Annotated in this window: 12 protein-coding genes; 9 read left to right on the top strand and 3 right to left on the bottom strand. The window is 70.4% G+C overall.

Going from position 1 to position 14292, the window contains the following annotated elements; genetic code table 11:
• Positions 1-189: 189 nt before the first annotated feature.
• From NS283_RS11195 to NS283_RS11185, 3 genes are read right to left on the bottom strand one after another with little or no spacing between them, the layout of a single operon-like run.
• Positions 190-2007 (bottom strand): thioredoxin domain-containing protein, encoded by a 1818-nt coding sequence (locus NS283_RS11195; protein ID WP_058596943.1) that lies wholly within the window; start codon positions 2005-2007, stop codon positions 190-192.
• Positions 2008-2026: 19 nt separating this feature from the next.
• Complete coding sequence (locus tag NS283_RS11190) at positions 2027-2863, bottom strand: aldo/keto reductase (protein WP_058596942.1); 837 nt, start codon at positions 2861-2863, stop codon at positions 2027-2029.
• A 50-nt stretch (positions 2864-2913) separates the two neighbouring features.
• Positions 2914-4308: an aminotransferase class I/II-fold pyridoxal phosphate-dependent enzyme gene (locus NS283_RS11185; RefSeq protein WP_058596941.1), complete on the bottom strand. Its 1395-nt coding sequence runs from the start codon at positions 4306-4308 to the stop codon at positions 2914-2916.
• A 135-nt stretch (positions 4309-4443) separates the two neighbouring features.
• Here NS283_RS11185 and NS283_RS11180 point away from each other — a divergent pair, with 135 nt between their 5' ends.
• The 9 genes from NS283_RS11180 (at position 4444) to NS283_RS11140 (ending at position 14090) form a co-directional block, all read left to right on the top strand.
• Positions 4444-5292, top strand: coding sequence for a nitrilase-related carbon-nitrogen hydrolase (locus NS283_RS11180; RefSeq protein ID WP_058596940.1), 849 nt, complete (start codon positions 4444-4446; stop codon positions 5290-5292).
• Between the two features lies 1 nt (position 5293).
• Positions 5294-6730, top strand: coding sequence for a dihydropyrimidinase (hydA, locus tag NS283_RS11175; RefSeq protein WP_058596939.1), 1437 nt, complete (start codon positions 5294-5296; stop codon positions 6728-6730).
• Between the two features lie 11 nt (positions 6731-6741).
• Positions 6742-7770, top strand: a complete 1029-nt coding sequence (locus NS283_RS11170) for a TIGR03842 family LLM class F420-dependent oxidoreductase (protein ID WP_058596938.1) — start codon at positions 6742-6744, stop codon at positions 7768-7770.
• Positions 7771-7777: 7 nt separating this feature from the next.
• Positions 7778-8731 (top strand): ABC transporter permease, encoded by a 954-nt coding sequence (locus tag NS283_RS11165; RefSeq protein ID WP_058596937.1) that lies wholly within the window; start codon positions 7778-7780, stop codon positions 8729-8731.
• Positions 8728-9522: an ABC transporter ATP-binding protein gene (locus NS283_RS11160; protein ID WP_058596936.1), complete on the top strand. Its 795-nt coding sequence runs from the start codon at positions 8728-8730 to the stop codon at positions 9520-9522. The genes NS283_RS11165 and NS283_RS11160 overlap by 4 nt, the downstream gene beginning before the upstream one ends.
• Positions 9519-10301: an ABC transporter permease gene (locus NS283_RS11155; RefSeq protein WP_058596935.1), complete on the top strand. Its 783-nt coding sequence runs from the start codon at positions 9519-9521 to the stop codon at positions 10299-10301. The genes NS283_RS11160 and NS283_RS11155 overlap by 4 nt, the downstream gene beginning before the upstream one ends.
• 72 nt (positions 10302-10373) lie before the next feature.
• Positions 10374-11546 carry an ABC transporter substrate-binding protein gene (locus NS283_RS11150; RefSeq protein WP_058596934.1) on the top strand — a complete coding sequence of 391 codons (1173 nt, stop codon included), beginning with the start codon at positions 10374-10376 and terminating at the stop codon, positions 11544-11546.
• A 92-nt stretch (positions 11547-11638) separates the two neighbouring features.
• Positions 11639-12880: an LCP family protein gene (locus NS283_RS11145; RefSeq protein WP_058596933.1), complete on the top strand. Its 1242-nt coding sequence runs from the start codon at positions 11639-11641 to the stop codon at positions 12878-12880.
• Positions 12881-12932: 52 nt separating this feature from the next.
• Positions 12933-14090 (top strand): glycoside hydrolase family 3 N-terminal domain-containing protein, encoded by a 1158-nt coding sequence (locus NS283_RS11140; RefSeq protein ID WP_058596932.1) that lies wholly within the window; start codon positions 12933-12935, stop codon positions 14088-14090.
• The last annotated feature ends 202 nt before the right edge of the window (positions 14091-14292 follow it).

Here is a 14292-nt window from a genome sequence, read left to right as displayed (position 1 = left end):
GCGGAAACCGCCCGACGTGGCGGAGAACGTCGCCTGCCGACTCAGGCTGCGCCGAGGTTAGGCATCACGTTTTCCCAGGTTCGACGGTGCTCCGCGTCTTTCCGCGGCGCGCGGCGGGCGTTTTCACCCGCGCGCCGGGCGGGCGGCATCCGGTGTTCGCCCTCGGGACTCAGCCACCGGCCCCGCGCGTCAGACCAGCCGCGCCGGATCCGTCGTCGGCAGCGCGCACGTGAACGCGCGGCAGTCGTAGGCCGTCGCCTCGCCGCCGAGGGCGCTCTTGCCCTCGAACAGCTCGAACCCGCTCGCTGTGAACGCAAGCGCCTGTTCCGGAGAGACCACCGCGACCACGTCGGCGGCCATGCGTCGGGCGGCGTCGGCGATCTCGGCATCCGTCTCGCCGACGACGACCACCTGACGGGGAGCGGATGCCAGTCCCACCGCCACCTCGAGGATCGCACCGTGCGCGAGCGGCGTCGCCAGAGCGCCGTCCGCCGCCGCGCGGACGAGCGTCTCGGCGGCGGCTCGGTACCGCTCCCCCGCGCCGAGCCGCCAGAGGTCGAGGGCGGCTGCGGCGAAGACCGAGGGCCCCGAGGGCGAGGCGCCGTCGCTCGGGACGCCGTGCGGCTGCATCCCCTGAGCGAGGAGCACCGGGTCTCCCCCACCGGGAGGATGGATGCCGTCGTCGCCGAGGCACACGTCGACCAGGGCGCGCGCCCGCGAGGCGTAGGCCACTTCGCCCGTCGCTCGCGCGAGGGCGAGCAGACCGCGGGCGAGCCCGCCGTAGTCCTCGAGCGTCGCGGGAGCGGCGGAGCGGATCTCGTCGAGCGAGGCGCGGCGGAGCGTCCCGTCGTCGGCGACGTTGCTCTCGAGCACGGCGTCGGCCGCCCAGCGGGCCGCCTCGAGGAAACGCGGGTCGGTGCGCGTTCCGGCGGCGGCGAGTGCCGCGATCGCGTGGCCGTTCCAGCCGGTGACGACCTTGGCATCGAGGGCGGGCGGCTGCAGCGCCGAGCGGTCGGCGACCCGGTAGTACCCGCCTTCCGAGCGTTTGCCGTCGATGATCGACTCGGAGTCCTGCGCCGCGGCGATGCCGCCGGACGGCAGCTGGAGCACGTCGACGAGGAACCGCGCCGCGTCGATCGCCGTCGTCTCGTCGTCCGCGGCGAGGGCGACCTCGACGAGACCGGCGTTGTCGGTGAGCATGCGCTCGTAGTGCGGCACGCTCCAGTCGCGGCGGGTGGCGTAGCGGAAGAAGCCGCCCTCGACGGTGTCGTGCAGATCGGATGCCGCCATGGCGGCGAGGGCACGGGATGCCACGGCCGCGGCATCCGGCACGTCGGACGCGAGCGCGGGGTGCTGCAGAAACCTCAGCACGGGAGTGTTGGGAAACTTCGGGGTCTCGAACGCGGGACCGGCCGCGAAGCCGGCGTACTCGCGGTCCTCACGGGCGACCACGGTGCGAGCGGCAGCGGCGAGCTTCTCGAGGGTGGGCGGTGCGTCGGCGGGGGCGGTGGCCGCGGCGGCCAGAGCGTCGCGGAGCGAAGAGCCGGTGGCATCCACTTCGCTCCGCCGTTCGGTCCACGCCTCGCGGACCGCGGCGAGGACCTGGCGGAACGACGGCTGCGGGGGCCGGGGCACGGGCGGGAAGTACGTGCCCGCGTAGAAGACGCGACCCTCGGGGCTCGCGAACACCGTCAGCGGCCACCCGAGGTGCGGGGTGAAGGCGGAGGCGGCGTCGAGGTAGGCGGCATCCACATCGGGGTGCTCTTCGCGGTCGACCTTGATCGAGACGAAGCCGTCGTTCAGGACGCCGGCGGTCTCGGCGTCCTGGAAGGACTCGCGCGCCATGACGTGGCACCAGTGGCAGGTGCTGTAGCCGATCGAGATCATCACGGGGACGTCTCTCGCGGCCGCGAGCGCGAACGCCTCGGGCCCCCACGGGAACCACTCGACGGGATTGTCGGCGTGGAGGCGCAGGTAGGGGCTCGAGGCGTTCGCGAGGCGGTTCATACGCGCGGGGCGCCCGACGTCAGTTCAGGTCGTCGGGGTGCGTGCCCACACGGCCCGAGTCGTCGCCCGGGTCGATGGCATCGATCGCGGCCATCTCGTCGGCGGTGAGCTCGAAGTCGAACAGGTCGAAGTTCTCCTCGAGGCGCTCGCGGCGCACCGACTTGGGGAACACGATGAAGCCGTGCTGGATGTGCCAGCGCAGCACGGCCTGAGCGGGGCTCTTGCCGTGGGCCTCGGCGGCATCCTTCACCGCGGGGATCTCGAACAGGTCGTACTTGCCCTGGCCGAGGGGACCCCACGACTCGATGTGCATGTCGTGCTCCTGACCCCACGCCGCGATCTCGCGCTGGCTGAGGGCGGGGTGCAGCTCGATCTGGTCGACCACGGGGGTCACGCCCGTCTCGGCGACGATGCGCTCGAGGTGGGGCACGAGGAAGTTCGAGACGCCGATCGAGCGGGCCTTGCCCGCCTCGCGGATCTCGATCATCTTCTGCCACGCGTGGACGTAGTTGTCGTTCTTGGGCGTCGGCCAGTGGATCAGGTAAAGGTCGACGGCGTCGAGCTGGAGCTTCTGCAGGCTCTCGTCGATCGCGGCGAGCGGCTCGTCGCCGTCGTGCCGGTCGTTCCAGAGCTTGGTCGTGACGAAGAGCTCGTCGCGCGGGATGCCGCTCGCGGCGATCGCGCGGCCGACACCCTCTTCGTTCTTGTAGATCGCGGCGGTGTCGATGTGGCGGTAGCCGACCTCGAGAGCCTCGGACACGGCGCGCTCGGCGTCGTCGGCGGGCACGAGGAACACGCCGTAGCCGAGCTGGGGGATGGAGTTTCCGTCGTTGAGTTGCACAGAAGGAACGGTCATGCGTTCAACCCTAGGAGTCCCCACCGACATCGGCTCCGGGGTTGACGCGTCTACGCCAGTGGTGCGGCCGAGGCCGCGCGGGCGAGCGCCTCGGCGACGAGCCGGACGTTCTCGACGACCGATCCGGCCGTCACCCGCACACGGTCCCCACCCGACGGCGAGGTCTCCGGATCGACGACGAACGGCGACCCGGCGGCGATGCCGATCCCCTCGGCAGCCGCGTGCACGAGCGCGGCGCGTTCGTCGCGGACCGGCATCCAGAGATTGATGCCGTCGGGGTCGCCGACGTCGATGCCGAGACGGCGGAGGGCCGCGGCCAGACGGTCGAGACGGTCGCGATAGATCAGGCGCGCTGTGCGCACCGGCGCGGTGGAGCGCGGATCGGTGAGCAGCTCGAACAGCACCGACTGCAGGAGCCGCGACGTCCAGCCGGGGCCGAGCATGCGTCGGCGGACGATCCGATCGACGATCGCCGACGGTCCGCCGAGGGCCGCGATGCGCAGATCGGGGCCGTGCGATTTCGAGAACCCGCGCACGTGGACGACCTGAGCCGGGAGCCAGAGCGCCAGGGTCACCGGCGGCGCGCTCGCGATGAGGGCGGAGTGGTCGTCTTCGATCACCGTGACGCGGGTGCCGCCGGGAACGCTCAGGAGCACGTTCGCGAGTCGACGTGCGCGCTCGGATGACATCGACACTCCGGTCGGATTCTGCGCGCGCGGCTGGAGCAGGACGGCCGAGGGTCCGAGCGCGAGAGCACGGGCGAGGGATGCCGGGAGCACGCCGTCCGCGTCGGACTCCAGTGTCACCGGCACCGCGCCGGCGGCCTCGATCAGGTCGAAGAAGTAGGGGAAACCGGGCGACTCGACCGCGACGCGGTCGCCGAAGCGCACCACCTGGTCGAGCGTTCGCGAAATGCCGTCGAGGGCGCCGTCGACGACGGTGAGCTCCTCGACACCGCGCACGGGCCACTGCTCGCGGAGAACGTCGTAAAGGTCGGGGAGCACCGGGAGGTCGTGGTACCGCCCGGTGTCGGCGCGCGGCCGGGCGAGGGCGAGCGCGCGCTCGATGGAGGGGAGCATCGCGGGGTCGGGAGTACCGAGCGAGAGGTCGAGGCGCAGCGCCGCGACGTCGCGCCCGGCCCCGAGGCCCCGCGGGGCGCCGGAGACGCGGGCGGCCGACATCCCCTCCACGCGCGGACTCAGCCACTCCCGCCGTTCGGCGCGGACGAACGTCCCGGCCCGGCCGCGCGAGAACACGACTCCCGCGTCGGCGAGCGCACGCCAGGCCGACGCGACGGTTCCCGTCGACACCCCGAGAGCCGCGGCGACATCGCGGACCGTGGGCAGTCGTTCCCCCGGCGCGAGCGTCCCGTCGCTGACGAGCCGCGCGATCTCCGCCGCCAGGCCGGCTGACGTGCGCTCCACGAAGGAGTCGGGCGGGATCATGGGCCCCCAATTTACGGCGGTGTCACTCGTGGAAATCGTGGAGAAATGTTCAGGCGCGACAGTAACAGAACCGGGTCCTCGCCCGTCGGCAGCGACGGAATCGAGCCACGACGGCCCGGGAGGAACGAGGGCACCATGACGACGGTACGCGCCGCGATCACGCAGACCACCTGGACCGGCGACAAGGCATCGATGCTGGACAAGCACGAGCAGTTCGCGCGGGATGCCGCGGCGCAGGGCGCCGAGGTCGTGTGCTTCCAGGAGCTGTTCTACGGCCCCTACTTCGGCATCACCCAGGACCAGAAGTACTACCGCTATGCGGAGCCGGTCGACGGACCGATCGTGCAGCGCTTCGCCGCCCTGGCGAAGGAGCTCGGCGTGGTGTCGGTGCTGCCCATCTACGAGGAGGCGCAGACCGGCGTCTACTACAACACCTCCGTGCTCGTCGACGCCGACGGCACCGTGCTCGGCAGCTACCGCAAGAACCACATCCCGCACCTCGACAAGTTCTGGGAGAAGTTCTACTTCCGCCCGGGCAACCTCGGCTACCCCGTCTTCGAGACCGCGGTCGGCAAGGTCGGCATGTACATCTGCTACGACCGCCACTTCCCCGAGGGATGGCGCGAGCTGGGCCTGAACGGCGCGCACATGGTGTTCAACCCCAACGCGACCAAGCCCGGACTGTCGAACCGCCTGTGGGAGGTCGAGGGTCCGTGCGCCGCGGTCGCCAACGGCTACTTCGTGCTGCAGCCGAACCGTGTCGGCCGCGAGGACAACGAGTACGGCGAGGATGCCGTCACCTTCTACGGCACGAGCCAGGTGATCGACCCGCGGGGCAACCACGTCGGAGCGGTCGGTTCATCGGAGCACGAGGAGGTGCTCATCCGCGACCTCGACATGGACCTCGTGCAGCAGATGCGCGACGACTGGCAGTTCTACCGCGACCGCCGGCCCGACACCTACGGCGAGATCGTGGAGGCCTGAGATGGCGACCACCCTCATCACGGGCGGCACCGTCGTCTCGGCGACGGGGCGCAGCGCCGCCGACGTGCTGCTGGACGGCGAGACGATCGCCGCCGTGCTCGCGCCGGGCTCGACGCTCCTCGGCCACGACCTCGAGGCATCCGTCGACACCGTCATCGACGCGACCGGCAAGTACGTGATCCCCGGCGGCATCGACGCGCACACCCACATGCAGCTGCCCTTCGGCGGCACGAGCGCGTCGGACACCTTCGAGACAGGCACCCGCGCCGCGGCCTGGGGCGGGACGACGACGATCGTGGACTTCGCGGTGCAGCGCGCCGGCGAGCGCGTCCAGGACGGACTCGCGCACTGGCACGAGCTCGCGGCCGGCAACTGCGCGATCGACTACGGCTTCCATCAGATCGTCGGAGGGGTGGATGCCGACTCACTCGCGGCCCTGCCCGGCTTGATCGACGAAGGCATCTCGAGCTTCAAGATGTTCATGGCGTACCCGGGTGTCTTCTACGCCGACGACGCGCAGATCCTCCGGGCGATGCAGGTCGCCGCCGACACCGGGCTGCTGACGATGATGCACGCGGAGAACGGGCCCGTCATCGACGTGCTCGCCGAGCAGCTGATCGAGAAGGGCAAGACCTCGCCGTACTTCCACGGCGTCGCGCGCGCGTGGCAGATGGAAGAGGAGGCCACGCACCGCGCGATCATGCTCTCGAACCTCACCGGCGCGCCGCTGTACGTCGTGCACGTGAGCGCGAAGCAAGCGGTGGAGCAGCTCGCGTGGGCCCGCGACAACGGGCAGAACGTGTTCGGGGAGACGTGCCCGCAGTACCTCTACCTGTCGTTGGAAGACCAGCTCGGAGCCTCGAGCGAGGAGTGGGGCGACTTCGAGGGCGCGAAGTGGGTGTGCTCTACGCCCCTGCGCTCGAAGCACGAGGGCCACCAGCACCACATGTGGCAGGCGCTGCGCACCAATGACATCCAGATGGTGTCGACAGACCACTGCCCCTTCTGCATGAAGGACCAGAAGACGCTCGGCCAGGGCGACTTCCGCGCGATCCCGAACGGCATCGGCTCGGTCGAGCACCGCATGGATCTCATGTACCAGGGCGTCGTCACCGGGCAGATCACGCTCGAGCGCTGGGTGGAGCTAACCAGCACGACGCCGGCGCGCATGTTCGGCATGTACGGCAAGAAGGGCGTCATCGCCCCCGGCGCGGATGCCGACATCGTCGTCTACGACCCGGCCGGGCACACCTCGATCGGCGTGGGCAAGACCCACCACATGAACATGGACCACTCCGCGTGGGAAGGCTACGAGATCGACGGGCACGTCGACACCGTCATCTCGCGCGGCAAGGTCGTCGTCGACGAGGGCGCGTACATCGGCGCCAAGGGCGACGGGCGCTTCGTCAAGCGCGGCCTGAGCCAGTACCTGGTCTGAGAGGAGACCCCATGGATTTCGGCGTCGTCCTGCAGACCAACCCACCCGCGGCCCGCACGATCCAGCTCTCGCAGCTGGCCGAAGCGCACGGTTTCAGCCACGTCTGGACCTTCGACTCGCACCTGCTGTGGGAGGAACCGTACGTCGTGCACTCCGCGATCCTCGCCGCGACGCGACGAGTCACCGTCGGACCGTTCGTGACGAACCCCGCGACCCGCGACTGGACCGTCACGGCATCCACGTTCGCGACCCTGAACGAGATGTACGGCAACCGCACGATCTGCGGCATCGGCCGCGGCGACTCCGCAGTGCGAGTGACGAACGGGCGTCCGACGACGCTGAAGGCGCTGCGTGAGTCGATCCACGTCATCCGCGAACTCGGCAACTCCCGCGCCGTCGAGTACAACGGCGCGACCCTGCAGTTCCCGTGGAGCCGCGGGTCGAAGCTCGACGTGTGGGTCGCCGCTTACGGCCCCCTCGCGCTCAAGCTCACCGGCGAGGTGGGCGACGGCTTCATCCTGCAGCTCGCCGACCTCGACATCGCCGAGTGGATGATCAAAACGGTCCGCAAAGCCGCCGAGAACGTCGGCCGCGATCCCGACGAGATCGCCTTCTGCGTGGCCGCGCCCATGTACATCGGTGAGGACACCCCCGAATCGCGCGCGCACATGATCGAGCAGTGCCGGTGGTTCGGCGGGATGGTGGGCAACCACGTCGCCGACATCGTCGCGAAGTACGGCGAGGGCTCCGACGTGCCGGCCGCGCTGACTGACTACATCGCGGGCCGGACGGGCTACGACTACAACTCGCACGGCAAGAGCGACAACGACCACGTCGACTTCGTGCCCGACGAGATCGTCGAGCGGTTCTGCGTGCTCGGCACCGCCGAGGAGCACATCGCCAAGCTCGAGAAGCTGCGGGCGCTGGGCGTCACGCAGTTCGCCGGCTACCTCCAGCACGACAACAAGGAGGAGACGATGCGGGTGTACGGCGAGACGGTGATCCCCGCCCTGTCCGAGCACGTCACGGCGAAGCGGTGAGCGCCCCGTGACCGATCAGGTCGTCACGCCGGGCGAGACAGCGGTCGTCGGAAGGGTCGCGTCCACGCGCGGACGCACCGCGGCGGCCCGGATCGGCTGGGGTGCAGCCGGGGTGGCGGCAGTCATCGCCCTCTGGGAGCTGTACAAGTTCCTCGGTCCCGCTGACGGCGTGACCGTGGGCGGGGACGGATCCGCCGGGTCGGGCGTCATCCTGCTCCCCCGGACGCACGACCGCGCCATGCCGCACGTGTGGGACATGATCGCGCGGATGTTCGCGCCGACCAGCGGAGGAGAGACGCCGCCGCTGCTGCTGTCCGTGGTGCAAGCTGCCGGTACGACTCTCGGTCTCGCGGCCCTCGGGTGGCTGATCGGGGTGGTCGTCGGGTCGCTGCTAGGGATCGCGATGCAGCGCTGGCGTCTGGTCGAGGCGGGACTCCTGCCGTGGATCGTCGTGAGCCAGATCGTGCCGCTCATCGCGTTCGCACCGGTGGTGAATGCGCTCGGCACGCAGATCGACCGCTCCGGCTTCCCGTGGCCGCAATGGTTCTCGGTGGCGCTGATCGCGTCGTACCTCGCGTTCTTCCCCGTCGCGGTCGGCATGCTCCGCGGGCTCGAGGCCCCCGATGCCCTGCACCTCGACCTCATGCGCGCGAGCTCCGCCGGGTGGTGGCAGACCCTCGTGCACCTGCGGCTCCCCGCCGCCGTGCCGCACCTGCTGCCCGCTCTGCGTCTGGCCGCGGCATCCGCCGTCGTCGGTGCCGTCGTCGCGGAGGTGTCGATCGGTCTGCGCGGCGGGATCGGCCGCATGCTCATCCAGCTCGCGGGGCAGGCCTCCTCCGACCCCGCCGCGCCCTGGGCACCCACCTTCGGCACCGTCGTGATGGGACTCGTCGCCGCCGGCGGCGTCGCCCTGGTCGGCGTGGCCCTTCATCGTTTCCGTCGCGGGGAGGACACCGCATGACCACCGACACCGCTGTTCGAGCCCGCGGGCTCGGAAAGGTCTTCCCGAGCGCAGGGGGCGAGGTGATCGCCCTGACCGACGTCGACCTCGACATCGCGGCCGGCGAGTTCGTCTCGCTCATCGGCCCCTCCGGCTGCGGCAAGTCGACGCTGCTGCGCCTCATCGCCGACCTCGACACCGCGACGAGCGGCGAGCTGACCCTCGCGGGCAAGACGGCACGGCAAGCGCGACTCGACCAGGACTACGGCATCGCGTTCCAGCAGGCGGGTCTCCTCCCCTGGCGTACCGTCGCGGCGAACATCGCGCTGCCTCTCGAACTGCACCGGTGGACCCGCGCCCGCCGGGAGGCCCGCGTCGCCGAGCTCGCCGAACTCGTCGGTCTCACCGACTTCGTCGGGCGATACCCCGACCAGCTGTCCGGCGGCATGCAGCAGCGCGTCGCGATCGCCCGCGCCCTCGCGGCCTCCCCGAAGCTGCTACTGATGGACGAACCGTTCGGCGCTCTCGACGAGATGACCCGCGAGCGTCTGCAGAGTGAGCTCGCCCGGATCGCCGCCGAGACCGGAGCGACGGTGGTGTTCGTCACCCACTCGATCCCCGAGGCCGTGTTCCTCTCCGACCGGGTAGTCGTGATGAGCCCGCGCCCCGGACGCATCACCGACGTCGTCGACACGCGCCCGGGTCGCGCCCGCGACGACCTCCTCCGCGAGTCCCCCGAGTACTTCGCCCGCGTGACCGCCGTGCGCGAAGCACTCCACGGCTCGCCCGTGCAGCGGGCGAACGAGCGATGAACGCCGTCCGCCTCCCCGGCTGGGCACGTCTGCTCGCCCCGATCGTCGTCGGCATCGCGGGACTCGCCGCCTGGTACGCCTTCGTCGCCTCGGGCAGCGCCCCGCGGATGCTGCCCGATCCGTTCGCGGTCGTCACCGAGTTCGTCGAGCGCTTCGGCCTCATCGCCGAGGCGGCCGGCATCACGGGCACCAACGCGCTCGTCGGCCTCCTCGCCGGCAGCCTGCTCGCGATCCTGCTCGCCGCCCTCGCCGCGACCTGGCGCCCCGTCGACGGCATGACGGCACCGCTGGTCGCGGCCCTCGCCGTGGTGCCGATCGTCGCCCTCACCCCTATCTTCAACACGATGTTCGGTGCCTCGAGCCAGTTCGGTCGCCAGGCGGTCGCCGCGATCGCCGCCTTCGTCCCCGTGTTCGTCAACACGCTGCGCGGCCTCCGCCAGACCCGCCCGGTCCAGCGCGACTTCTTCCGCGCCACCGCCGCCAGCGGAGGGCAGACGTTCCTCCGTCTCACGCTGCCGACGGCCCTGCCGTACCTCGTGACGGGCGTGCGGGTCGCGGCATCCCTCGCCGTCATCTCCGCCCTCGTCGCCGAGTACTTCGGCGGACCCGCCGACGGCATCGGTACCGCGATCGCCACCTACGCCAAGTCCGGACGTGCATCGCTCGCCTGGGCGTTCGTGGGCGGAGGCATCGTGATCGGCCTCGTCTTCTTCCTCGTCACCTCACTGCTCGAACGCCTCGTCGCGCGCCGTCTCGGTGCGGGACGCGCGCGCAGCTGATCGGCATCCACCCCACGACGAAAGAGCCTGCACCACCCGCCACACGCTCCACCCGAACCGGAAGGACCTTCCATGAGACACAGCATCCGACGCACGCTCGGCGCGATCGCCGGCGTCAGCGTCGCCGCCCTCGCGCTCTCCGCCTGCTCCGGCGGCAGCTCCGCACCCGCGGCATCCGACGCCGACTTCACGCCTCTCACCTCGGTGAAGCTGCAACTGCAGTGGCTGCCGCAGGCGCAGTTCGCGGGATACTACGTCGCCCTGGACAAGGGCTACTTCCAGGAAGAGGGCTTCGACAAGGTCGACGTCATCCCCTCGGGCGGTGACATCGTGCCGCAGGACGCGCTGGTCGCCGGAGACGTGGACTTCGCCGTCGCGTGGGTGCCGAAGGTCCTCGGCACAATGGAGAACCAGGGCGTCGAACTCACCGACATCGCCCAGGTGTTCCAGAAGTCCGGAACGACCCAGGTGTCGTGGAAGGACTCCGGCATCACGTCGGTCGACGACTTCGAGGGCAAGCGCATCGGCTCGTGGGGCTTCGGCAACGAGTGGGAGATCTTCGCGGCCATGGCCGACAAGGGTCTCGACGCCTCGACGGTGAAGATCACGACGCAGGACTTCTCGATGAACGCGCTCCTCGACAAGGACGTGGATGCCGCCCAGGCGATGACGTACAACGAGCTCGCGCAGCTGCTCGAGACGGTGAACCCCGCCACCGGCAAGCTCTACACGATGGACGACATCAACGTCATCTCGTACCAGGACACCGCCGGCGCCATGCTGCAGGACGCGATCTGGGCCGACACGAAGCGTCTCTCCGACGACCCGGCGTACGCCGACGCCGCCACGCGCTTCCTCAAGGCCGTGACGAAGGGCTGGGTCTTCGCCCGCGACAACCCCACCGAGGCGGCGGACATCACCTACAAGGCCGCGACGGCTCCCGGTGTGAACGCGTTCCCCGTGGGACCCGTGCACCAGCTGTGGCAGATGAACGAGGTCAACAAGCTCATCTGGACGGGCGGCGACTTCGGCACGGTCGACTCGGCCGCGTGGGACAAGACGGTCCAGGGCGCGCTGAAGGCGGTCAACCAGGACGGCCTCAACCTCATCACGACCGAGCCGGCCGACTCCGCGTACTCGAACGAGTACATCGACAAGGCGCTGTCCGAGCTGAAGGACGAGGGCGTCACCGTCGACGGTGAATACACGCCGATCGACGTGACCCTCACCGAGGGCGGTCAGTAACACCACACGCACGCGCGGGGCGGCCGGATGCCATCGGCCGCCCCGTCGCGCACGTCCGGGGTTCTTTGCGAGCGGCGTGGTTTACTGACGCCGTGCCCCCCGAACCCTCCGCCGCTCACGCCCGCCGCCGCCCCGATTCGGGCTGGCGCCGAGGACTGAAACTGCTCGCCATCGGCCTCACCGTGGCCGTCGTCGCCGCGGTGGCGGTCGGGGGCGTGTACGCCTGGATGCTGTCGCAGCGCCTGCAGGAGGTCGCGGTGCCGCTCCCCGACGCCCCCTCGCAGGCCCCGTCGCTGAGCGAGTACGCGGGCGCGTTCGACGTGCTCATCGTCGGAACCGACGAGTGCGACGACCAGGTCAAGGACGATTTCGGCGAACGCTGCAGCGATCCAGAGGCCGAGGGCATCCGGAACGACGTCAACCTCCTCGTGCACGTGTCGGAGGCTCCACGCCGCGCGACGGTGGTCTCGTTCCCGCGCGACCTGCGGCTCGAGATCCCGGAGTGCACCAACGAGGACGGCTCGGTGTCGTCCGGGGCGTGGAAGGCGTCGATCAACACGGCGTACGAGGCCGGCGGCCTCGCGTGCGTGGCCAGCACGGTGTCGAACCTCACGGGTCAGCAGATCCCCTTCGCCGCGAAGGTGAGCTTCGGCAACGTCGTGAACATCACCGACGCCGTCGGTGGCGTCGAGGTGTGCATCGGCGGCGACGGCATCAACGACTACGACGCCGGGATCAACTGGGAGCCCGGCCCGCGCGTCGTCCAGGGATACGACGCCCTGGCGTTCCTGCGCACCCGCAAGGGCATCGGCGACGGCAGCGACCTCGCCCGCATCGGCAACCAGCAGCAGTACCTCTCGCGGCTGCTCAACAAGGTGCGCAGCGAAGAGGTGCTCTCCAACCCCGGAACCCTGCTGGCGCTCGCGAACACCGCGGTCAACAACGTCACCCCGAGCGAGAGTCTGGCCGATCCCGTTCGCATCGCACAGTTGGCGTACACCCTCAAGGACGTTCCGCTCAGCGACACCACGTTCGTGCAGTACCCCGTGCTGACCGACCCCGACGACAGCGACAAGGTCGTTCCCGACCTCGACGGTGCCGCCGTGTTGTGGGACGCCCTCGCCCGCAACGCGCCGATCGCCCTCACCGGTGAGCTCGGCGCGAACGAGGGCGTGACGCTGGACCCCTCGGCACCCACGGCCGAGCCCACGGCGCCCGAGACCCCCACCCCGGGCGCGACGGATGCCACCCCCGGTCCCGAGGTCGTCGAACTGCCGGGGAACGTCAGCGGGAGCAAGGCCGACCAGGCGACGTGTTCGCGCGGGAACGGTTGAGCCCGCGCGCAAGGGGAGGCGGTCCGGGTCGTCCGTGCGAGAGCATCGGAGGGTGAAGACCGCCACACGGACCTCCGCCCTTCTCGTGCTCACCGCGCTCGCGCTCACCGGGTGCGTCCCCGATCCCGCTCCGACGCCGAGTCCGACGGCATCCCCCTCTCCCACACCGACACCCACGCCGACGCCCACGACCGACCCGCTCGCGGGGATGAGCCTCGACGACAAGGTCGGGCAGATGTTCATGGTGGGCACGTCCGTCGAGGGAGCCGACCAGACCACCCTCTCGGCGGTCGCGGACGATCACATCGGCGGGATCTTCCTGCACGGGAGATCGGATGCCGGCGCGCAGGCGACCGCCCAGCTCGTGTCGACATTCACCTCGGCGCAGGCCGCGGGTCAGCCGCTGCTGTGGGTGTCCACCGACCAGGAGGGCGGCGAGGTGCAGGTACTGAGCGGACCCGGGTTCGATGAGATCCCCTCCGCGGTCGACCAGGGGCAGCAGGACGACGCGACCCTGCGCAGCAACGCCGCGACCTGGGGCGGGCAGCTCACGCAGGCCGGCGTGAACATGAACCTCGCTCCCGTCGCCGACATCGTCACGAGCCCCGAGACCGCGCAGAGCAACCCGCCGATCGGCGAACTCGAGCGCGAGTACGGCTACGACGGGGCGACGGTCGCGGCCAAGGCCGGGGCGTTCGCCGCCGGGATGCGCGACGGCGGCGTGCTTCCGACCTTCAAGCACTTCCCCGGGCTCGGGCACGTGGGCGACAACACCGATACGACCGCCGGGGTGACGGACGACTTCGTCACGGCCGACGGCGCCGACGTCGGCGTGTACTCGACGGTGCTGCCGGAGGGACCCGCCGTGGTCATGCTGTCGACCGCGATCTACGAGAAAATCGACTCCTCGGCGCCCGCAGCGTTCTCGCCCACAGTGGTCGGCGTGCTCCGCAACACGGTCGGCTTCGACGGAGTCGTGACCACGGACGACCTCTCCGCCGCGCAACAGGTGCAGGCGTGGTCGCCCGCCGACCGCGCAACACTCGCCATCGAGGCGGGGATCGACCTGCTGCTGGTCTCGGCCGATTCGTCGGTCTACCCCGAGATGCGCCAGGCCGTGCTGTCGAAGGCGCAGAACGACAGCGCGTTCGCCGCGAAGGTGGATGCGGCGGTGACCCGGATCCTGGCAGCGAAGGCTGCGATGCCCTGACGCCCGTCCGCGTCATCTGCCGGAAAACGTCGCTTCTCCGCCCTCCGAAGCGACACACCGCGGCAATCCACGCGGGTCGAAGCCGCCCTCTCCGCTCGCGAAACCCACACGGTCCGACATTGAGTTGTCGCATATGTGCGCCACCCCCCACGCGACGCGGCCACTCGCGGCAAACGAACGCCCCGCGGGCACTCGAACGTCG

This window comes from Microbacterium testaceum (assembly GCF_001476285.1).
Taxonomy (GTDB): Bacteria; Actinomycetota; Actinomycetes; order Actinomycetales; family Microbacteriaceae; genus Microbacterium; species Microbacterium testaceum_B.
Note: the sequence above shows the minus strand (reverse complement) of the source record. Positions and strands in the feature narration are given on the sequence as shown.